Annotated in this window: 18 protein-coding genes and 1 other RNA gene; 16 read left to right on the top strand and 3 right to left on the bottom strand. The window is 54.7% G+C overall.

The annotated features are described in order from the left end of the window. Window positions 1-3 precede the first annotated feature (3 nt). Both LN341_RS01900 and LN341_RS01905 read right to left on the bottom strand, forming a co-directional pair. Window positions 4-378, bottom strand: coding sequence for a YraN family protein (locus tag LN341_RS01900; RefSeq protein WP_200896193.1), 375 nt, complete (start codon window positions 376-378; stop codon window positions 4-6). Then, window positions 356-2,188, bottom strand: a complete 1,833-nt coding sequence (locus tag LN341_RS01905; protein ID WP_046220572.1) for a penicillin-binding protein activator — start codon at window positions 2,186-2,188, stop codon at window positions 356-358. The genes LN341_RS01900 and LN341_RS01905 overlap by 23 nt, the downstream gene beginning before the upstream one ends. 61 nt (window positions 2,189-2,249) lie before the next feature. On the opposite strand from LN341_RS01905, the gene rsmI reads away from it, so the two are divergent. The 16 genes from rsmI (at window position 2,250) to lpxC (ending at window position 20,697) form a co-directional block, all read left to right on the top strand. Next, window positions 2,250-3,110, top strand: a complete 861-nt coding sequence (gene rsmI, locus LN341_RS01910) for a 16S rRNA (cytidine(1402)-2'-O)-methyltransferase (RefSeq protein ID WP_046220571.1) — start codon at window positions 2,250-2,252, stop codon at window positions 3,108-3,110. 99 nt (window positions 3,111-3,209) lie between these two features. Continuing rightward, window positions 3,210-3,591, top strand: an RNA gene (gene rnpB / locus LN341_RS01915) — RNase P RNA component class A. A gap of 395 nt (window positions 3,592-3,986) precedes the next feature. After that, a complete protein-coding gene (rsmH, locus tag LN341_RS01920) occupies window positions 3,987-4,934 on the top strand; it encodes a 16S rRNA (cytosine(1402)-N(4))-methyltransferase RsmH (RefSeq protein WP_234203933.1) in 948 nt (315 codons plus the stop codon). Then, on the top strand, window positions 4,931-5,251 hold the full coding sequence (gene ftsL / locus LN341_RS01925; RefSeq protein ID WP_046220570.1) for a cell division protein FtsL: 321 nt from the start codon (window positions 4,931-4,933) through the stop codon (window positions 5,249-5,251). Before rsmH ends, ftsL begins: the two co-directional genes overlap by 4 nt. After that, window positions 5,251-7,023: a penicillin-binding transpeptidase domain-containing protein gene (locus LN341_RS01930; protein WP_046220569.1), complete on the top strand. Its 1,773-nt coding sequence runs from the start codon at window positions 5,251-5,253 to the stop codon at window positions 7,021-7,023. Before ftsL ends, LN341_RS01930 begins: the two co-directional genes overlap by 1 nt. Beyond that, on the top strand, window positions 7,010-8,524 hold the full coding sequence (gene murE / locus LN341_RS01935) for a UDP-N-acetylmuramoyl-L-alanyl-D-glutamate--2,6-diaminopimelate ligase (protein WP_234203934.1): 1,515 nt from the start codon (window positions 7,010-7,012) through the stop codon (window positions 8,522-8,524). The genes LN341_RS01930 and murE overlap by 14 nt, the downstream gene beginning before the upstream one ends. Continuing rightward, window positions 8,525-9,955, top strand: a complete 1,431-nt coding sequence (gene murF / locus LN341_RS01940) for a UDP-N-acetylmuramoyl-tripeptide--D-alanyl-D-alanine ligase (protein WP_234203935.1) — start codon at window positions 8,525-8,527, stop codon at window positions 9,953-9,955. It begins immediately after the preceding gene. A 2-nt stretch (window positions 9,956-9,957) separates the two neighbouring features. After that, window positions 9,958-11,040: a phospho-N-acetylmuramoyl-pentapeptide-transferase gene (gene mraY, locus LN341_RS01945; RefSeq protein ID WP_234203936.1), complete on the top strand. Its 1,083-nt coding sequence runs from the start codon at window positions 9,958-9,960 to the stop codon at window positions 11,038-11,040. Continuing rightward, window positions 11,041-12,387 (top strand): UDP-N-acetylmuramoyl-L-alanine--D-glutamate ligase, encoded by a 1,347-nt coding sequence (gene murD / locus LN341_RS01950; RefSeq protein ID WP_234203937.1) that lies wholly within the window; start codon window positions 11,041-11,043, stop codon window positions 12,385-12,387. It begins immediately after the preceding gene. Continuing rightward, complete coding sequence (gene ftsW / locus LN341_RS01955; protein ID WP_046220564.1) at window positions 12,381-13,589, top strand: cell division protein FtsW; 1,209 nt, start codon at window positions 12,381-12,383, stop codon at window positions 13,587-13,589. The genes murD and ftsW overlap by 7 nt, the downstream gene beginning before the upstream one ends. Continuing rightward, window positions 13,576-14,637, top strand: coding sequence for an undecaprenyldiphospho-muramoylpentapeptide beta-N-acetylglucosaminyltransferase (gene murG / locus LN341_RS01960; RefSeq protein ID WP_234203938.1), 1,062 nt, complete (start codon window positions 13,576-13,578; stop codon window positions 14,635-14,637). The genes ftsW and murG overlap by 14 nt, the downstream gene beginning before the upstream one ends. Window positions 14,638-14,653: 16 nt before the next feature. After that, window positions 14,654-16,111 (top strand): UDP-N-acetylmuramate--L-alanine ligase, encoded by a 1,458-nt coding sequence (murC, locus tag LN341_RS01965; RefSeq protein ID WP_234203939.1) that lies wholly within the window; start codon window positions 14,654-14,656, stop codon window positions 16,109-16,111. A 299-nt stretch (window positions 16,112-16,410) separates the two neighbouring features. Further along, window positions 16,411-17,163, top strand: coding sequence for a cell division protein FtsQ/DivIB (locus LN341_RS01970; protein WP_046220561.1), 753 nt, complete (start codon window positions 16,411-16,413; stop codon window positions 17,161-17,163). Window positions 17,164-17,189: 26 nt separating this feature from the next. After that, complete coding sequence (gene ftsA / locus LN341_RS01975; RefSeq protein ID WP_027253673.1) at window positions 17,190-18,446, top strand: cell division protein FtsA; 1,257 nt, start codon at window positions 17,190-17,192, stop codon at window positions 18,444-18,446. 33 nt (window positions 18,447-18,479) lie between these two features. Further along, on the top strand, window positions 18,480-19,664 hold the full coding sequence (gene ftsZ, locus LN341_RS01980) for a cell division protein FtsZ (RefSeq protein WP_234203940.1): 1,185 nt from the start codon (window positions 18,480-18,482) through the stop codon (window positions 19,662-19,664). Window positions 19,665-19,779: 115 nt separating this feature from the next. Beyond that, entirely contained in the window at window positions 19,780-20,697 is a 918-nt protein-coding gene (lpxC, locus tag LN341_RS01985; protein WP_046220559.1) for a UDP-3-O-acyl-N-acetylglucosamine deacetylase, read from the top strand. 65 nt (window positions 20,698-20,762) lie between these two features. On the opposite strand, the gene LN341_RS01990 is transcribed toward lpxC, so the two are convergent. Continuing rightward, window positions 20,763-21,221, bottom strand: coding sequence for a DUF721 domain-containing protein (locus tag LN341_RS01990; protein WP_046220558.1), 459 nt, complete (start codon window positions 21,219-21,221; stop codon window positions 20,763-20,765). Between the last annotated feature and the right edge of the window lie 393 nt (window positions 21,222-21,614).

Below are 21,614 nucleotides of genomic sequence, written 5' to 3' on the forward strand. Positions count from 1 at the left end.
GTTTTACTCTTCAACTAAAGTGTTGGTCAGCCACGAGATAGCGTGGTCAGTCCCTTCTATGGTGACAACATCGAAACGCAGCTGGCAGTGTTCGGCAGCCATGCCATTTGAATGCAGCCAGTACAGTGCGGCATGCTTGAGGCGTTGCAGCTTGCGCCGATTGACGGCCTCGGCCGCAGAACCGAAACGGTTATGGGCACGGTATTTGACCTCGACAAAAACCCAGCAATCTCCGTCTTTCATGATGAGATCCAGCTCACCACCGCGGCAGTGGACATTGCGGGCAATGGCAGAGAGTCCCTGGCGTTGCAGGTACTGCTCGGCCAGTGACTCGTAATGGTACCCCTGACGGCGCTTATTGAACAGGTGCAATGCCATTGGGTGTGAATACTGCCCAGTCTAACTGGCGCTGAACAACACAATGGTCGTCAATACTGAGCTGGCCGGTTTTCCCTTGCGTGCTGTAATGCTCAACCACTTTCATCTGCGGCAGTTCGGTGATCATCCGGTAGGCATCCATCCCAAAAGCATGGAGCCGGATAGCACTGTTCTTTTGTCCTGGCCACAGTTGTTCAAACTGCGCCATGAAGGGTTGATCCGGTGCGGCGAGCAGCGGGATATCACTAAATTCGATCCCGGACAGCTCACTGACATTGGCATTGTTGTCCGGATTCGTCCGTGAACTGGCATACAGTTTTGGCGGCGTGACATCCGGGTTGATTGCCACTTCGATGAAGGGCTTGAGCAGAGTGACCTCGTTGCGATTGGCAATCAGATACACCGCATCGGTATCGCGGCGGCTGCGGGCCTGGGTTTCCAGTGACATGCCCAGCACCTGCTCCATTTGCTGGCTGCGGGTCCGGCTGTCGGTTAAGCCAAACACAGCGGCCATCTGGTTCTGGATTTCACGGCTGGAGCCAAAGGTCTGGCGTTCTGCTGTGTTGCCGGTCAGGGTTTCCCATTTGGTCAGGAACGCCTGGCTGACCCGCCGGCCAAAGTCATTGGCTGGTGCCATGACCATGGGGCTGCGGTGACCTTTGGCGTATAAATGTTGCGCGGCCTGCTCAGCTTCCTGCTCGGGCGATAATGAGAAATAGCAGGTGTTGGGCTGACTCAGATCCAGGTTCTGCGGCTCATTGAGCGCCAGTTCAGTGACATTACCGCCTTCAGTGGACTGAAATTCGGTGATTTTTTCTTTTTGAAGCGGGCCAATCACCAGCTGAATACCGTCTTGCTGAAGCTTGTTGACAATGCTGAACATCGGTTCGGATTCAGTATCGTAAATGGACAGCTCGGTATCCGGGTTACGCTCGGTATCTTCCAGCATGGCGTTGAGGAAGCCATCGCGAACCGCTTTACCCTGGCTTTCGAATTTGCCAGACAAAGGCAGCAGGAGGGCGACTTTCTCCAGTTCTACCACTTCCAGGCTCATGATGGCCTGCAGTTCTTTGGGCAGGTAACTGTTGGCCGGGTGCTCCGGATGGCTTTGCAGCCACTGTTCGACCTCGGACTTCAGTCTGACCGGACGCTGAGCCGCGGCATTTTTAATCATGCTGAGCTCCACCCAGCCTTGCAGGACGGTTTCATCGGCACTGATGCTGGCGGCTTTGAGCTGGTGGTTATTATACTGAGACAGGTCTTGCCACAGATTCTGCCAGTTGACCTCTTTCTCACTGCTGCTGAGATACTGTGACAGTGAGGTGCGCTCTCTGGCGGCGGCAAAGTGTTGCTCTGTCTGAGTCAAGAGCTCGGCACGCAGCAGGTGGTAGCGACGGTACTGACTGTCGGCCAGCGTCCACCAGGGCAAAAAGTTCAGTGTGTCCAGTGCGGCTTTCGGCTGGCCTTGCTGATAGCGCAGGGTTGCGCGCGCTAACTGCCATTCAGCCATTTGCACCGGAGACAGGTTCAGGCCGGCCAGTTTATTGGCTTGCTGATCCGCCTGCGGCCAGCGGCCTTCTTTGATCAGGGCTTTCAGCGCCAGTAAATGCCAGTCAATGCTCGCTGCACCTTCAGACGACTCGGCTTTGAGCAGGTAGTTGGCCGCGGAGTCAGAGGCCGGCGCCGTGATATCCGCAGAGTAAGACGTTTGCTGAGTGCCTGGCGCTGAACAGCCTGCCAGAATCACGGCAAGGGCTACAGGGGCCAGAATACGTGTTACACTTTTGCGCTTATGGGTAAAATTAAGCATTGAATTCATTCAACTGTGACAAATTACTCTCTATATTAATTGCAGATGAGATCATAGACAAATGAGTGAGACCAATTCGTGCTCGGTGGATGTCGCAACTTTGTACATCGTTCCGACCCCGATCGGCAATTTGGCAGATATCACCCAACGTGCGCTGGAGGTTCTGGCCAGTGTGGATTTGATTGCTGCTGAGGACACACGCCATACCTCACGCCTGTTGTCCCATTTTGCCATCCCGACCCGCACCTTTGCCCTGCATGATCACAATGAACAGCAGAAAGCGGATGTGCTGATTGAGAAATTGCGTCAGGGCAGCAGTATCGCACTGGTCTCTGATGCCGGTACACCTCTCATCAGTGATCCAGGATACCATCTGGTGACCCGCTGTCGTCAGGCGGGTGTTAAAGTTGTGCCACTGCCGGGGCCATGTGCGGTGATCACCGCGCTGAGTGCCTCGGGACTGCCGTCGGACCGTTTCAGTTTTGAAGGCTTTCTGCCAGCCAAAAGTAAAGGGCGGCAGGACACGTTCCGGGAACTGATTGAAGATCCGCGTACCCTGATTTTTTATGAATCGCCGCACCGTATTCTTGATTCGCTGGCAGATATGCAGGCCGTGCTGGGCCCGGAGCGCCATGTGGTGCTGGCGCGTGAGCTGACCAAAACCTTTGAAACCATTCATGGTGCACCGTTAGGTGAGCTGATCCCCTGGCTGGGTGAAGACAGTAACCGGATTCGCGGGGAGATGGTGCTGCTGGTGGCTGGCCACCGGGCCGATAAAGAAGCCCTGCCTGCAGAAGCGTTGCGAACATTAAAGATTCTGGTTGCTGAACTGCCGCTCAAGAAGGCTGCGGCCATGGCGGCAGAGATCCATGGTGTGAAGAAAAATGCGCTCTATAAATGGGGTCTGGAGAATCTGGAATAAGCGCACAGTCGGTCAGCGCTGGCCGTTTTCTCACCAGAGAAAGGAAGAAGTCTAACTTTCTCTGGTAACTCGGGCGGGAGTTTTATACAATCCGCCGCCTGAGTTGACCAGGTAACCGCTGCTTCGTTGATGTCCTTTGGGAGACTGACGAGGGGGAGGAAAGTCCGGGCTCCACAGGACAGGGTGCCAGATAACGTCTGGGGGGCGTGAGCCTACGACCAGTGCAGCAGAGAGCAAACCGCCGATGACTCGCTTGCGAGAACAGGTAAGGGTGAAAGGGTGCGGTAAGAGCGCACCGCGCGACTGGCAACAGTTCGTGGCACGGTAAACTCCACCCGGAGCAAGACCAAATAGGTCCCTAATGGCGTGGTCCGCGCTGGGGACGGGTAGGTTGCTTGAGCCTGCGAGCGATTTCAGGCCTAGAGGAATGGTTACCACCGCGCAAGCGGGACAGAACCCGGCTTATCGGTTAACTCACTTATTTTGGAAAGGTGGTGTTCGCAACATATGCGGGCATCACCTTTTATCGTTTCAGGGCCTGGGAAGCTGTAAATACGGCTGCATCAATTATTTGTCAGAATCGCCGTCTCTGCCTTGACAACTTTTTTGCTGCCTTCGTACACTTCGTGTTGGTTTTTTGTGGGAAAAAATGACGATTTTGTGGCAAAAATTGCAATTTCCCTGTTGCTTGCCCGACAAGGGCAGGTATAAATGAAAGAGGTGCACATGCATCGAAATCCGACGATTTCGGTGTGTTGTCCCTGCTGCCTGTCGCGCAGCAGGCAGAGCAGCGGAAAACCAACGACCCAGTAATCTCTGGTGGAGGCATCCGGCCGGTGTCTTCAGTTCGCTTATTATTCAGCTGAATTAATTATTATGTCCGAACAATTTGCTCACGTTTCCGTGCTGCTCCATGAGTCTGTTGATGGTTTAGCCATCAAACCAGACGGTATATACATCGACGGGACTTTTGGCCGCGGTGGCCACAGCCGTCTGATCCTTTCCCACCTTGGCGAGCATGGCCGTTTGTACGGGATTGACCGCGATCCCCAGGCGATTGCAGAAGCTGCCAAGATCAATGACCCGCGTTTTTCGATTATTCATGGTCCGTTTTCCGGCATGGCCGGCTATATGGCTGAATTAGGTCTGACCGGCAAGATCGACGGTGTCCTGCTGGATTTAGGGGTTTCTTCTCCGCAACTGGATGATGCCGAGCGCGGCTTCAGTTTTATGCGTGACGGCCCGCTGGATATGCGCATGGATCCGACATCCGGTATTTCTGCTTCAGAGTGGCTGGCCAGCGCCGAGGCGGATGATATTGCCTGGGTCCTGAAAGAGTTTGGCGAAGAGCGTTTTGCCAAGCGTATCGCCCGCGGTATCGTGGAATACCGCAGCAATCCGGACAATGTGCCGCTGGAGCGGACCACCCAGCTGGCCAAGCTGATTGCTGACGTTTCACCCTTCAGAGATAAGCACAAGCATCCGGCGACCCGCAGCTTTCAGGCGATCCGGATTTATATCAACAGTGAGCTGGAAGAGATCGACACCGCCTTACACGGCGCGCTGGAAGTGCTGGCCCCGGGTGGCCGTCTGTCTGTGATCAGCTTCCACTCGCTGGAAGATCGCATGGTGAAGCGTTTTATTCGCAAGCAGAGCAAAGGGCCGGACGTCCCTGCCGGCTTGCCGCTGACTGAAGATCAGATCAAAGCGCTGGGCAGTGCCGATCTGAAAGCTGTGGGGAAAGCCATTAAGCCAACCGCCGCGGAGACGCAGCATAACCCGAGAGCGCGCAGTTCTGTGTTGCGTCTGGCTGAGCGCCTATGAGTATCCAGCCAGCCGCTGCAGACAGCCTGATCCGTCAGATCGGCCGTGATCTGTTATCCGTCGGCCGTGTGCCTTTGGTGCTGCTGGTACTGGTGCTTATCTCCGCATTGGGGGTGGTGTATATCACCCACCAATCCCGACAACTGGTCGCGCAACAGGAGCAGCTGCTCATCGAGCGGGACGATCTGGATATCGAATGGCGCAACCAGTTGCTGGAAGAAAACTCGCTGGCTGAGCATAGTCGAATTGAAACCCAGGCTGAGAAGGCGCTTGAGATGAAGCGTCCGAATGCAGCGAATGAAATTGTTGTCCAGTAATGAAAAAAGCCGCCTCTTCCCCTGAACCGCAGCCACCGCGCCCTTCGGCTGCCACATCTGCGTTTATTCCCTGGCGTTTTGCCCTGATCTGTACTTTTGTGGGCCTGGCGCTGGTGGGGCTGATCGCCAGGGCTGCCTATATTCAGGTCCTCGAACCCGGCAAGCTGATTCAGGAAGGGGATCTGCGCTCGTTGCGTGTGAAAGCCATGCCGTCGGCGCGGGGGATCATTTCTGATCGCAATGATGAGCAGTTGGCCGTCAGTGTGCCGGTTCAGGCGGTCTGGGCGGATCCGGTCGATATTTATAAGCATGGCGGCCTCTCAGAACCGGCGCGCTGGCATGCGCTGGCGGATGTGCTGGGGCTGGATCGCCAGGACATGCTGACCCGGCTGGAAGAGAATAAATCCCGTCGCTTCATTTATCTGCAGCGTCAGGTCAGTCCGGCAATGGCGGCCTATGTCGGTAAGCTGAAATTACCCGGCATTGGCCTGAAAGATGAATCCCGTCGCTTTTACCCGGCGGGTGAAGTGAGCGCTCACCTGATAGGCGTCACGGGTATCGATGGCCGCGGACTGGAAGGTGTCGAGCGCACCTATGACGGCTGGCTAACCGGTGAGCCTGGCCGGCGAACGGTCCGCAAAGACAGGTACGGCCGGGTGGTAGAAAATATTTCCCTCAAGCAGCGTGAGCCGGGTAAACCGCTGGCGCTGAGTATTGATCAGCGATTGCAGGCGGTGGCTTACCGGGCCGTGAAGCAGGCGGTGGTCGATTACAATGCCACTTCAGCAACCATAGTGATGGTCGATGTGCGTACCGGCGAGATCCTGGCCATGGTTAACGCGCCTTCGTATAACCCCAATAACCGCGATCAGCTGCAAAGTTTCCGCATGCGTAACCGCGCCATCACAGATGCGATGGAACCAGGCTCCACCATCAAACCTTTTGTGGTGCTGGCTGCGCTGGAAAACGGCGTTGCAGATGAGAACACCGTCATCGATACCGGCAACGGCATCATGCAGGTAGGCGGCAGCCGGGTGCGGGATGTGTCACAGGTTGGCAAGGCCGATTTGGCGAGAATCCTGAAAAAGTCCAGTAATATAGGTGTCAGTAAATTGTCTTTGGCCATGCCTGTGGATGCCGTGCTTGGCATGTACAGCGGTGTGGGGCTGGGGGAAGCCTCAGGCATTAACCTGATTGGTGAGGCGCAGGGATTGTTTCCGGATCGCCGTCGCTGGTCTGATTTTGAGCGTGCCACGCTGGCGTTTGGTTACGGGATATCCGTGACACCGATTCAGTTAGTGCGTGCTTACGCCACTTTAGGGGGCTTAGGGGTCAATCGGCCGCTGTCGATATTGAAAACCGAAGCTGTAGTGCCGGGGCGGCAGGTGGTGTCGGCAGAAAATACCCGCAAAGTGCTCAATATGCTCGAAGGTGTGACCCATGCTGACGGCAGTGCCAAGCACGCGGCCGTTCCCGGCTACCGGGTGGGGGCCAAAACCGGTACCGCCAAGAAAGCCGCGGCCGGTGGCTATGGTGATGAATATGTCGCCATGACTGCAGGTCTGGCCCCGATCAGCGATCCCCGTCTGGCGATGGTGGTGGTGATCAACGAACCCCAGGGCGACGCATATTACGGGGGTCAGGTCGCCGCGCCAATTTTTGCAGAAGTGATGGGCAGCGCCCTGCAGATCCTGAATGTCAAACCTGATGCCGGAAAAGGCGATCAGCTCAATATCGTCCATAACAGAGGCCAATCTGATGCCGGAACCTGATGTTTCTATATCTTTAGGGGCGCTCTTAGCCGCGTGGTTTGCGCCCGATTTTTTTGAGGCTTCCGTCTCTGCTGTGCAGGTGAATGATCTGACCCTCGACAGCCGCGCTGTGGTGCCGGGCAGCACTTTTGTCGCCATTAAGGGCCATGCGGTCGATGGTCGCCAGTATATTGATACCGCGATCCAGGCCGGAGCGACGGCTGTGCTGGCACAGGCTGAAGATAACCAGTTAGATGGCGAGATGCATTATCACAGCGGTATTCCTGTGATTGCGGTGCGCGATTTGCCGATCAAGCTGTCGGCCCTGGCCGGTACAGCTTATGGTCAGCCAGATCAGCAACTGCAACTGGTGGCTGTCACTGGCACCAACGGCAAAACGACGGTCAGCCAGTTGCTGGCACAGTGGGCCGGTTTGCTCGGCCGTACAGCCGGGGTGATGGGCACCACAGGCAATGGCTTGTTGTCCAAGCTGACGCCGGCCGCAAACACCACAGGCAGCGCCATCGAAATTCAGAAAACACTGGCCGGGCTGGTCGGTCAAGGCGCAGATTTTGCGGCGATGGAAGTGTCCTCGCACGGCTTGGTCCAGGGGCGGGTGAAAGCCCTGCATTTCGCGGCCAGTATTTTTACGAATCTGAGCCGGGATCATCTGGATTACCATGGTGATATGGCAAGCTATGCGGCAGCCAAGCAAAGTTTGTTCACGGAACATCACGCCGGCATGGCTGTCATTAATGCTGATGATGAGGTTGGCAGGCGCTGGCTGAACGAGCTGCAAGACGTCGTTGCCGTTGCGACTGAACCGTCACATCTGTCCGGGCACCCGGGTCAGGCGTTGTGGCTGACGGCCGTCAGTTATTCCACTCAGGGAGTGACGGTGTCTTTTGATTCCAGCTGGGGGCAAGGTGATTTTACCGCGCCGCTGGTGGGTGCTTTCAATGTCTCGAATCTGCTGTTGTCGCTGGCGACCTTACTGGCGCTGGGTTATCCCCTGGATGCTTTGCTGGCCACGGCGCCCAGACTGCAGGCGGTGATCGGCCGGATGGAAGTTTTTCAGGCCGCTGACAAACCTATGATGGTGGTTGATTATGCTCACACCCCGGATGCGCTGGAGAAAGCACTGGCAGCGTTACGCCTGCACTGTGAAGGCAAGCTCTGGTGTCTGGTCGGCTGCGGTGGTGAGCGTGATCGCGGTAAGCGGCCGATGATGGCTGCGGTGGCTGAGCAGTTCGCTGATTATGTGATCCTGACGGACGATAATCCGCGCAGTGAATCACCCCGGGCAATCGTGAATGATATGCTTGCCGGGCTGACGCAGCCGGAACGTGCGCTGGTGATTCATGACCGGGCCGAAGCCTGCCGGCGTGCATTCAGCCAGGCGAAGGCACAGGATATTGTACTGGTGGCCGGTAAAGGCCATGAGGATTATCAGGTACTGGCGGGGAAAACCATTCACTATTCAGATCGTGAAACCGTACAGGCCTTGTTGGAGACACACTAAATGATTCAGGTGACACTGAGCGAACTGGCAGCGGCGCTGAACGCCCGCTTGATTGGCCAGGATGTCAGTATCGATGCAGTTTCAACGGATACCCGGACTATCGTGCCGGGTACCTTATTTCTTGCGCTCAAAGGCGAGCGCTTTGATGCCCATGACTTTGCCGCAGATGCAAAGATCAAAGGAGCATCCGCCTTGCTGGTGAGCCGCGAGCTGGATGTGGCGTTACCACAGCTGCTGGTTACTGATACCCGTCAGGCGCTGGGGCAGCTGGGCAGCTGGCTGAAAGCGAAGATGACACGGGAACATGGTCTCAAGACGGTGGCCCTGACCGGAAGCTGTGGCAAAACCACGGTCAAGGAAATGGTGGCCGCGATTCTCTCCCAGTGCGGCAGCGTGCTGGCCACCGCCGGCAACTTTAACAATGATATCGGTGTTCCTCTGACGCTGTTGCGGTTGACACCGGCACATGAGTTTGCCGTGATTGAGCTCGGGGCCAACCACGAAAAAGAAATTGCCTATACCTCATCCTTGGTGCAGCCCGATGCGGCACTGGTCAATAATCTGGCGGCGGCGCATTTAGAAGGTTTCGGCTCGCTGGAGGGCGTCGCAAGAGCCAAAGGCGAAATTTTCGAAGGGCTGATTGCCGGTGGCACGGCTGTTTTCAACCTCGACTCCCATGCGCTGGAGCGCTGGCAGCCGGCACTGGCCGACAAGCGGTTGGTGGGCTTTACTGCATCGGAAATGGGGCAGTGGACTGCTGATAATTCTGACAGCAATTCTGTCGCAGGGTTCTCAGCCAGCAAGATTAGCGTTAACGGCCATGGCTGCCCTTGTTTTACAATGCACACGCCTGTGGGTGATATTTCCCTCACTTTGCCGCTGGCGGGCCGTCATAATGTTGCCAATGCATTGGCTGCGGCGGCGCTGGCCATGGCGATGGGAGCCACGTTGGCGCAAGTGGCGTCGGGATTAGCGCAGATGGCAGCTGTCAAAGGACGCGCATTGGTGCTCGAGCCCAGACAGGGATTGCGTCTGATTGACGATACCTACAATGCCAGTGTGGCTTCGGTGAAAGCAGCAATTGATTTGCTGGCGGATTTTGAAGGGCAACGTTGGCTGGTTTTTGGCGATATGGCCGAAATGGGACAGGAAAGCGAGCGGATGCATCGCGAGATTGCCGATTACGCCCGGCAAAAACAGCTGGATCGTGTCCTGACAGTAGGCAAAGCCAGTGCTGTGGTCAGTGAAGTGAATCAGGGACAGCACTTCAGGGATAATCCGGCATTGATCGCCGCGCTGATCGCACAGGTGCAGCAATTTCATCATGAATCCGGTCAGGATTCTCAACAACAACAAGAAATAACAGTGTTGGCAAAAGGGGCACGCAGCGCCCGTATGGAAGACATTATTGCCGCTCTGCAGGACTTATAAGAATGATATTTTGGTTAGCGGACTTACTCGAGTCGACTTTTCCTTTTTTCCGTCTGTTTGAATACCTGACGTTTCGCGCCATCATCAGCGTGCTGACAGCTTTGTTTATTTCATTGTGGATGGGGCCTCGTCTGATCGCCCGTTTGCAGATGATGCAGATAGGCCAGGTGGTGCGCCATGACGGCCCCGAGTCTCATTTCAGCAAACGCGGTACGCCGACCATGGGCGGGGTGATGATTCTGGCAGCAATTACCCTCACCGTCTTGCTGTGGTCAGATCTCAGCAATCCCTATGTCTGGGCTGTACTGACGGTGATGCTGGGCTACGGTATCGTCGGCTTTATTGATGATTACCGCAAAGTGGTCCGCAAGAATACCGATGGATTGATCGCACGCTGGAAATATTTCTGGCAGTCGGTGATTGCCCTGGTGGTCGCTTTCGCTCTGTATGCCTACGGGAAAGACACGGCGGCGACCCAGCTGGTGGTGCCTTTCTTTAAAGATGTCATGCCCCAGCTTGGCGCGCTGTACATAGTGCTCACGTATTTTGTCATTGTCGGCACCAGTAACGCTGTGAACCTGACGGACGGCCTTGACGGTCTGGCCATTATGCCAACTGTGATGGTGGCAGCCGGTATGGCGTTTATTGCCTGGGCGACCGGCAATGTGAACTTTGCCAATTATCTCAATATTCCTTATATCAGTAACGCCAGTGAACTGGTGGTGGTATGCGCGGCCATTGTCGGCGCTGGTCTGGGCTTTTTATGGTTTAACACTTACCCGGCGCAGGTCTTTATGGGCGATGTCGGCTCGCTGGCACTGGGTGGCGCTCTGGGTACGATTGCGGTCTTGGTGCGTCAGGAGTTGCTGCTGGTGATCATGGGCGGTGTCTTTGTGATGGAGACTGTGTCTGTGATCCTGCAGGTGGGCTCGTACAAGCTGCGAGGTCAGCGGATCTTCCGCATGGCGCCCATTCATCATCACTATGAGCTGAAAGGCTGGCCAGAGCCACGTGTGATCGTGCGCTTTTGGATCATCACGCTGATGCTGGTGCTGTTTGCGCTGGCTACCCTCAAGGTGCGTTAAATGAATCACTTGGCACAGGCAGAGAAGGTTGTCGTCGTTGGTCTGGGTGTGACCGGGCTGTCGGTCGTGAACTACCTGCAAAGACAGGCATCACCGCCGGCAATTCAGGTGATTGATACCCGGGCGCATCCTCCCGGCGAGGAGAAACTGCCGGCCGGGGTCAGTCTGAGTGCCGGTCAGTGGCAGATGGACTGGCTGCTGGCGGCAGATCTGATTGTCGCTAATCCTGGGATCGCCCTGAGTACACCTGAGTTGCAAACGGCCATTGCCGCCGGCATTCCTGTTGTTGGCGATATTGAATTATTTGCCCAGGCGGTTGATCAGCCTGTGGTCGCCATTACCGGTTCGAACGGCAAAAGTACCGTCACCAGTCTGGTTGGTGAGATGGCCGCGGAAGCGGGCATCAAAGCCGGAGTAGGCGGCAACATCGGCCTGGCTGCGCTGGATATGCTGGATCAGGGCAACGCGTTGTACGTGCTGGAGCTGTCGAGTTTTCAGCTTGAAACCACCGCCTCCCTTGAGCTGGTGGCAGCGGCCTATCTGAATCTGTCCGAAGATCATATGGACAGGTACAACAGCCTTGCCGACTACGGTCAGGCCAAGCAGCGTATTTACCGACATGCCCGGCTGGCTATCAGTAACCGTGACGATGCGGCGACACTGCCGGATCCAGCCTGGACCGGCAAGCAAACCAGTTTTGGCTTTGATGATCAGGACTACGGGCTGATTGAGCATCAGGGTGAAGAGTACCTGGCGGTTAACGGTATGCCTGTGATGCCAAGCCGGGACATCGCTCTGGTCGGGCGCCATAATGTGGCCAACAGCCTGGCGGCGCTGGCACTGGCAGACGCGGCGGGTATTGACCGTGACGCCGCCTGCCGGACACTGCGCCGTTATACCGGCCTGCCGCATCGCTGTCAGCGTGTGGTCCAGGCGCACGGTGTTGACTGGGTCAATGACTCGAAAGCCACCAACCTTGCCAGTACGCTGGCTGCGCTCAGTGGCCTGTCCATTCCGGGCAAACTGCATTTGCTGGTGGGCGGTGACAGTAAGGGAGCGGATTTTTCACCGCTCAAACCTGTGCTGGAGACCCTCAATGTTCAGCTGTACTGCTTTGGCCGTGATGGCCACCGGTTTCTGGGTTTATCCAACGCCCCGGTTGTGGTGGAAACCTTAGATCAGGCGATGGCGCTGGCAGCGTCGGACGCGACATCGGGCGACATGGTGTTGCTGTCGCCGGCTTGCGCCAGTCTGGATCAGTACCCGAATTTTATGGCACGTGGCGACGCCTTTGCTGAGCTGGCCCACAGCCTGAAAGATCAGGTGCAGGGAGCGCAGGCATGCTGAAAGGGGTGAAAGAAACCCTGTTTGAAATCAGCCAGTGGTTCAGCCGGCCAGCCCCGCCTTGCCAGTATGACAGACAACTGGTGTGGATCAGTCTGCTGCTCATGGTGACTGGGCTGGTGGTGGTCAGCTCAGCCTCTGTCCCCGTGGCGACACGTCTGACAGACATGCCGTTTTATTTTGCGTTGCGTCATGCTTTTTTTCTGCTTTGTGCGCTGGTGATTGCCGCTTTTATGGTCCAGGTGCCCCTGGAGCGCTGGCGGCAGCTGAGTGTGCCTATGCTGCTGGTATCGCTGGCTTTGCTGGTGATCGTTCTGGTGATCGGCCGCTCGGTGAACGGGGCAGTACGTTGGATCCCGCTGGGGATCTTTAACCTGCAGCCGGCGGAAGTGGCAAAACTCTCGCTCTTTGTGTTTTTGTCCGGGTATCTGGTGCGCCAGTATCATCAGGTCCGACAAAGTTTCTACGGCTTTATCAAGCCGCTGGCCGTACTGGCGCTGATGGCTGTTTTGCTGCTGCAACAGCCGGATCTGGGCTCCTTCGTGGTGATGTTTGTCACCACTGTGGGCATGCTGTTTATAGCCGGCGCCAAGCTGTGGCAGTTCCTGGCCATGCTCTCGATGGCGCTACTGGGCATCGTGATGCTGATTGTATTCGAGCCTTACCGGATGCGCCGGATCACCGCATTTATGGATCCCTGGGAAGATCCCTTTGGCAGCGGTTATCAGCTGACACAGTCTTTGATGGCATTCGGTCGGGGTGACTGGATGGGACAAGGCCTGGGCAACTCTATTCAGAAGCTGGAATATTTACCCGAAGCTCACACGGATTTCGTGTTCGCTGTGCTGGCTGAAGAGCTGGGACTTTTGGGGGTGACCCTGGTGCTTTTGCTTATCTTTGCTCTGGTGTTCAAGGCGTTGTTCATCGGTAAGAAAAGCCTGGAATCCGGCCAGTTGTTCGGCGGCTTTCTGGCATTTGGCATTGGGTTCTGGTTTGCGTTTCAGACGCTGGTCAATGTCGGTGCTGCGGCCGGTATCGTTCCGACCAAAGGGTTAACTTTGCCTTTGATCAGTTACGGCGGCTCGAGCCTGTTTATTATGTCGACGGCCGTGGCCATTTTGCTGCGCATCGATCATGAACAACGACATCAGGCCCGTTTCGGCTCAGCGCAATCAAGTGATGAAGATGACAATGAAGAAAAATAAGCGTTTGCTGGTGATGGCCGGCGGTACTGGGGGCCATGTGTTTCCAGCGTTAGCTGTGGCCCGTCAGCTGCAGCAGCAAGGCTGGGAAATCCGCTGGCTGGGGACGGCAGACCGTATGGAAGCTGACCTGGTACCCAAACATGGGATCGACATTGATTTTATTAAAGTGAAAGGATTGCGCGGTCAGGGGATCAGTAAACTCCTGGCGGCACCTTTTCAGATTGTGGGCGCGATCGTGCAGGCCCGTCGCTATATCCAGGCCTGGCAACCGGATGCCGTGCTTGGGATGGGCGGTTATGTCAGCGGTCCGGGTGGCGTGGCTGCCTGGCTCAGCGGTATTCCTGTGATCCTTCATGAGCAAAACGCGGTCGCGGGTCTGACCAACCGCTGGTTATCGCGGATTGCGGCCAGTGTATTGCAGGCTTTTCCCGGCGCATTTCCAGGCAAGCCTGTGGTTGGCAATCCGGTCCGCCGTGATGTAACTGAGCTGGCGATGCCTGCGCAGCGACTGGCTGAGCGAGAAGGCCCAATACGGATCTTGGTCATGGGGGGCAGCCAGGGTGCACGGATCCTGAACCAGACGGTGCCGGCCGCTGCCGCGAAGCTGGGCGGAGATGTCGATATCTGGCATCAGGCTGGTAAGGGCAATCAGGCCAGCACGGAGCAGGCATACAGCCAGTGTGGCGTGCAGAGATATAAAGTCACTGAATTTATTGATGATGTTGCGGCAGCGTATGACTGGGCTGATCTGGTGGTTTGCCGCTCTGGGGCGCTGACCGTCTCTGAGTTATCGGCAGCTGGCGTCGGCGCGATATTCGTGCCTTTCATGCATAAAGATCGTCAGCAGGCTTTGAATGCAGATCATCTGGTGGCGTGTGGTGCAGCACACATGATAGAGCAGCCGGATCTGAGCGCAGATCGTCTGGCGCAGCTCATAACAACTTTAGATCGCCCGGCTTTGCTGAGCATGGCCGAGGCGGCGAGACAGGCGGCGATTCTTGATGCAGATGCCCGGGTGGCTGATGTGATTAAGGCGCAGGCGAAGTAAAGAAGAGAACAGAGTGATGAGTAAACTGGATAACCAGCAAATAGCCAAAATCAGAACCATGGTGCCAGAGATGCGCCGCGTTGAGCGTATTCACTTTGTTGGTATCGGCGGCGCCGGGATGAGTGGCATCGCCGAAGTTCTACTGAATGAAGGTTACCGCATCAGTGGTTCGGACATTACTCCGAATTCAGTAACTGAGCGGCTTGCAGAGCGCGGGGCTGAGCTGTTTTTTGGTCACGCGGGCACCAATGTTGAAGGGGCCAGCGTGGTGGTTGCCTCCACCGCAATATCAGCGGACAACCCTGAACTGAAAGCGGCCCGGGAGCTGCGTATTCCTGTGGTGCGTCGTGCGGAAATGCTGGCCGAGCTGATGCGCTATCGCCATGGGATTGCGATAGCGGGCACACACGGTAAGACAACCACGACGGCACTGACCACTCAGATCTACTCCGAAGCCGGGCTGGATCCGACCTTTGTCAATGGCGGCCTGGTCAAGAGTGCCGGTACCAATGCTCGCCTGGGTTCCAGTCGCTATCTGATTGCTGAGGCCGATGAGAGCGACGCTTCTTTTATCCACCTGCAACCCATGGTGTGTGTGGTCACGAATATCGAAGCGGACCATATGGAAACCTATGGCGGTAACTTTGAAAACCTGAAGCAGACGTTTATTGATTTTCTGCATAACCTGCCGTTTTACGGGCTGGCCGTGATGTGTATTGATGATCCTGTGGTTCGCGAGTTATTGCCACGTGTGGGCCGTCAGGTGATTACTTACGGTTTTGCCGAGGATGCCGATGTTCAGTTGGTGAATTATCGTCAGCAGGGCCAGCAGGGGCACTTCTCGATCCTGCGCAAAGGCAAACCTGAGCTGACGGTGACACTGAATATTCCGGGGCAGCACAATGCCCTGAACGCCGCTGCGGCCGTTGCCGTGGCGACGGAAGAAGGTGTCGAGGATGAAGCGATCCTGCGCGCGCTGGTTGAATTTGAAGGAACCGGTCGCCGTTTTGATCATCTGGGTGAATTTGACAGCGGCAACGGCAATGTGATGCTGGTGGATGACTATGGCCACCATCCCAGTGAAGTGGATGTCACCATCAAGGCAGCACGGGCCGGCTGGCCGGGTAAGCGCCTGGTGATGGTCTTCCAGCCCCACCGTTATACCCGTACCCGTGACTTGTACGATGATTTCGCCAATGTGCTGGAACAGGTGGATGTACTGCTGATGCTGGATGTGTACAGCGCAGGTGAAGCGCCGATTCCCGGCGCGGATGGCCGGGCATTGTGCCGTACCATTCGTGGGCGGGGTAAGCTCGATCCGATTTTTGTGCCGAACACAGCTGCATTACCGGGCGCTCTGGCCAATGTGATTCAAGAGAATGACCTTGTTCTGACGCAAGGTGCTGGTGACGTTGGTAAAATTGCCCGTCAGTTGGCCGCGATGGCGCTCAACGTGAATGAAATGAAGAAATAATGTGCCGGCGTGGCAGGTAAAAGCTAAAATCTGGATTATTTTGTGTCACTTTCTTGCGCTTCTTCGCTAAGCTTGAAGAGAAAGCCAGAATAATCCTGCTTTTGCATGCACTTTGATGTCTAAGCACAGGAAATTGCGAACAATGGTTGGAGAGCATCGAGTTGGTCGGTATAATCGGCCAGCTTTGTTGCTATATCCTGATTCTGGTGAAATTTTATGACGGGTAAGTCATTCGTTGTCTTGTCTGGCCCATAAAATAACGTCAGACTGACATGATTCAGGAAATAAAGTGTTAAACCATGACAGAAACAGCCTTGAAACAGCGTAATTTGATTGGCGGTACGTTTTCCCAATGGCGGGGATTCAGTTTTCTGGTGCTGGTCATTACGGCAATGGCCTGGATGTTTGTCGCGGTTGTTCACTGGATGACAGATGCAAACCGGTTGCCCTTATCTCAATTGATTATTCAGGGTGAGCTGCACCATCTGACGACAGATCAGGTCAGGCAGGGCATTCTTGAAATGGGCTCACTGGGCAGTTTTATGCTTCAGGATGTGGATGAGCTCCAGCATGCCCTGGAATCTTTACCTTGGGTTGCTCAGGCATCGGTTCGCAAACAATGGCCGGATACCGTCAAAGTGTATCTGGTTGAGCATCAACCGGCAGCGATCTGGAATGATAAGTATCTGGTAAATCTGCAGGGCCAGGTGTTCCATGCCCCGGCTTCCGATGTGTCGGGCGAGCCGATGGTGACGCTGGAAGGACCGGATGGCAGCAGTGAGGAAATGCTCAGAACGTGGCGTGAAATGCAACCTGAGTTGCAGCGCGGCGGTTTAGAAATTGTTAGGCTGTCGTTGAATGAGCGGCGGTCATGGCGAATCTGGCTCAGCAATGGTATCCGGCTGGAATTGGGCCGGGAAGCCAGAATTGAGCGTATCAAACGGTTTATATGGTTATACCCGGAGCTGGAGCAGCAGGGTAAAGCTGTTGATTATGTTGACCTCCGCTACGACACAGGTGTTGCGGTTGGATGGCAACAGAATAATGAATAAGTGGTTCAGGATAAGAGCGTGCGCTAATGACGAAGGCTACAGATAAAAAACTCATCGTTGGCCTTGATATCGGTACTTCCAAAGTCTGTGCTTTGGTCGGCGAAGCATTACCTGACGGCCAGGTAAATGTCATTGGTGTGGGGAGCAGCCCGTCTAAAGGCATGGACAAAGGCGGCGTCAATGATCTGGAATCTGTCGTCAAATCTGTGCAAAGGGCGGTTGACCAGGCAGAATTAATGGCGGACTGCCAAATTGCCTCTGTTTATCTGTCGCTGTCTGGTAAACATATTCGTTGTCAGACCGAAAAAGGCATGGTGCCGATTTCTGATAAAGAAGTGACTCAGGATGACGTGGATAACGTCATTCATACGGCCAAATCGGTGAAAATCAGCGACGAGCACCGTACGCTGCATGTGATTCCGCAAGAGTTCGCGATTGACTACCAGGAAGGGATTAAGAACCCTGTGGGTTTGTCCGGCGTCCGGATGGAAGCCAGCGTTCATATGATCACTTGTCATAATGATATGGCACGTAACATAGTGAAAGCGGTCGAGCGTTGCGGCCTGAAAGTGGATCAGCTGATCTTCTCCGGACTGGCTGCCAGCTATGCGGTACTGACGGCAGATGAGCGTGAACTGGGTGTGTGCGTCATTGATATTGGTGGCGGCACCATGGACATGGCTGTCTGGACGGGTGGGGCATTACGGCATGCGGAAGTGATTCCTTATGCCGGCAATGTGGTCACCAGCGACATCGCTTATGCTTTCGGCACACCACCGGGTGATGCAGAGGAAATTAAAGTGAAGTACGGTTGCGCACTGAGCGAGCTGGTCAGTAAAGATGCCAAAGTCGATGTGCCGAGTGTGGGTGGCCGACCATCGCGCAGCCTGCAAAGCCAGACACTGGCTGAAGTTATTGAACCGAGATACAGCGAATTGCTGGGTCTGGTAAATCAAAAGTTGGTGGAAATACAAGAACAATTGCGTAATACGGGTGTTAAACACCAGCTGGCCGCTGGGATAGTGTTAACCGGTGGAGCCTCACAGATGGAAGGGCTGGTCGAATGTGCTGAACGGGTATTCCGTAACCAGGTACGTTTGGGCCGACCGCTGGCATTGAGTGGTCTAACGGACTATGTCCAGGCCCCGCATTACGCGACAGCAGTAGGCTTACTGCATTACGGAAAGGACAGTCAGACATTTGAAGATGGTGAACTTGAACCGAAACGGTCCGTTGCCGGTCTGTTCACTAAAATTAGTGGTTGGCTAAGAAAAGAATTTTAAACCTGATGCGAACAGGAAGAACGGAGAGAACACATGTTTGAACCGATGATGGAATTGTCTGATGAAGCGGTAATTAAGGTCATTGGCGTTGGCGGTGGTGGTGGTAACGCTGTCGATCACATGGTTCGTGAATCGATCGAAGGCGTACACTTTATCAGTGTGAACACTGATGCGCAGGCCTTGCGCAAAAGTAACGTCGGCACAGTGATCCAGATTGGTGGTGATATCACTAAAGGTTTGGGCGCAGGCGCAAATCCTCAGGTTGGCCGTGATTCTGCCCTGGAAGATCGCGAAGCGATCAGAGAGGCATTAGAAGGTTCTGATATGGTCTTCATCGCTGCGGGCATGGGGGGTGGCACCGGAACAGGTGCGGCGCCTATCATTGCTGAAGTAGCGAAAGAGCTGGGTATTCTCACTGTTGCAGTTGTCACGAAGCCATTTAGCTTTGAAGGCAAGAAACGTTTGGCATTTGCGGAACAGGGTATTGAAGAGCTGTCCAAGCACGTTGATTCCTTGATTACGATTCCAAACGAGAAGCTGCTCAAAGTGCTGGGCCGTGGTATCACCTTGCTTGACGCTTTTGCCAAAGCAAACGACGTCCTGAAAAACGCGGTACAGGGTATTGCTGAGCTGATTACCCGCCCGGGCATGATCAACGTCGACTTTGCAGATGTACGGACTGTGATGTCTGAAATGGGTCATGCCATGATGGGTAGCGGTGTGGCGACTGGCGAAGACCGTGCCGAAGAAGCAGCAGAAATGGCGATTTCCAGCCCGCTGCTGGAAGATATCGATCTGGCGGGCGCCCGTGGTGTTCTGGTGAACATTACTGCCGGCCTGGATATGCGTCTGGACGAGTTTGAAACTGTCGGTAATACAGTGAAGGCCTTTGCTTCTGATAACGCAACCGTTGTTATCGGTACGTCTCTGGATCCGGATATGACCGACGAGCTGCGTGTGACTGTTGTGGCAACCGGTATTGGTAAAGAATCTCGTCCGGATATCACTCTGGTGACGAGCTCAGCCAAGCCTGCAGCACAGGAAAAGCCTGTGATTCAGGAAAAGGAAGAGCCGATCGCAGCGAAAACACCAGCACAACCTGCTGTTGTTGAGAAAGGTGTTCAGTCAGGATCTGCCGCTACGGCTGCTAAGCCTAAGCAGCAAGCCGATCATGACTATCTGGATATCCCAGCATTTTTGCGCAAGCAGGCAGACTAAATTTAAAAAATTTGGGTTAGGTCACGTTTGATGGTAATATGAGCGCCTGGCCGCCCTCAAGTTTGCAGATTGGTGGCCGATAAATAGTCATCAGTCAGTTGAGACGAGTAAGCAGATGATCAGACAACGTACACTAAAAAGCATCGTTAAAACGATTGGAGTGGGTTTACATTCCGGGCGTAAAGTGACGCTTATTCTGCGGCCAGCTGCCGCAAATACTGGTGTAATCTATCGTCGTACGGATCTAAATCCGCCGGTGGATTTCCCGGCGAATGCAGATTCTGTGCGAGATACTATGTTGTGCACCGCGCTGGTGAACGATCAGGGCGTACGCATCTCAACTGTTGAGCACCTGAATGCTGCCCTTGCTGGCATGGGGATTGATAACGTGATTGTGGAAGTGGACGCACCGGAAATTCCGATTATGGATGGTAGCGCCAGTCCCTTTATTTATCTGTTGCAATCTGCCGGGATTGAAACACTGAATGCGCCTAAGCGTTTTCTGCGTTTGAAAAAAACGGTTCGCGTCGAAGATGGCGATAAGTGGGCGGAACTGCGACCGTACAACGGTTTTCGTCTGGATTTCGCCATTGAGTTTAATCATCCGGCGATTGATTCTGAGCAGCAGCGTCTGGTACTGGATTTTTCCAGCCAGTCGTTTGTAAAAGATATCAGCCGTGCCCGTACGTTCGGTTTCATGCGTGATATTGAATACCTGCAATCTCAGAACCTGTGTCTGGGTGGTAGCTTCGATAATGCGATCGTACTTGATGATTATCGCATTCTGAATGATGAAGGCCTGCGTTTTGACAATGAGTTGGTCACGCACAAGGTACTAGACGCAATTGGCGACCTGTATATGTGTGGTCACAACATTATCGGTGAAATGGTGGCTTATAAATCCGGTCATGCCCTGAACAACAAACTGCTGCGCGCAGTGCTGGCGGATCAGGAAGCTTTTGAATGGTCGACATTCCAGGACGAAGCTGAAGTACCGGTCACCTTTGCTCAGCCAGGCATGGTCCTGGCGTGAAGCTAAGCCGTTAAAGAAAAAACGTCAGACTTTGTCTGGCGTTTTTTTTTCGCCTGTTGTGCCGGTTACGGGTTGTTTTGCTTGGCAAGCGCAGCCAGCCGTTCCAAACGTGCTTTAATTTTGGCGGGGGCATCCTGAGCGGTTTCCAACAGAGACTGCGCTGCATGTTGTGAGATAGGCTTACGTTTGAGCACAGAGGTGCTGTTGGACTTCACTGGTGTTGCCGCCAGAGCCGGGTTGACACTGATTCGGATATCCTGCAACTGAGGCAATAGCTGTTCTCGGAGCCGCTGCATCAGTTGGTTCCGCTCATAATTCAGCCGCATGGACCAAGCCGCAGAGGCGACCTCAATCAGTAATATGCCTTGCCGGTAGTTGCTGACACGGCAGAGTTGCGCACAATTGAGATATTGCTGCACTTGTACATTGAGCTTATGCAGCGCCATGGCTCTTTGCTGAATATTGCCCAGCGCTGTGTCATCATCAAGCAGGCTGGCGGTTGTCTGTGGACGGTGATCTCTCATTTTGGCGCCGTAACAATGAATAGGATGAATGTTAGAGCACACCAAACGGAGTGAGATCTAACTTTTACTATCTGATCGTCAAGTTATCGCCTTAATGATAGGCGGACCAGAGAATATTTTTTATCATAACAAATTAAGGACGCAACCAGCGCTTTTTCTGGCGCTGCGGTGCATGGTTCCAACTCGCAAAGCGTGATATTGTGCCTTGATTGCCCTTGAAATTTCACAAGGGAAACACAATATCTCCATCACAGACATTTGTTTTCAACCAAGCTTGACCTTAGCGAACAGTATTGGGAAGGACGGAGCATGGAAGGGCTTCGTTTTGATTGCAATTTATTGAGTACTCAGCCTGCGCTTGTGCTGGGATCTGACATCACAAAGAGTAAAACG

The organism is Photobacterium sp. TLY01 (assembly GCF_021432065.1).
GTDB lineage: Bacteria > Pseudomonadota > Gammaproteobacteria > Enterobacterales > Vibrionaceae > Photobacterium > Photobacterium halotolerans_A.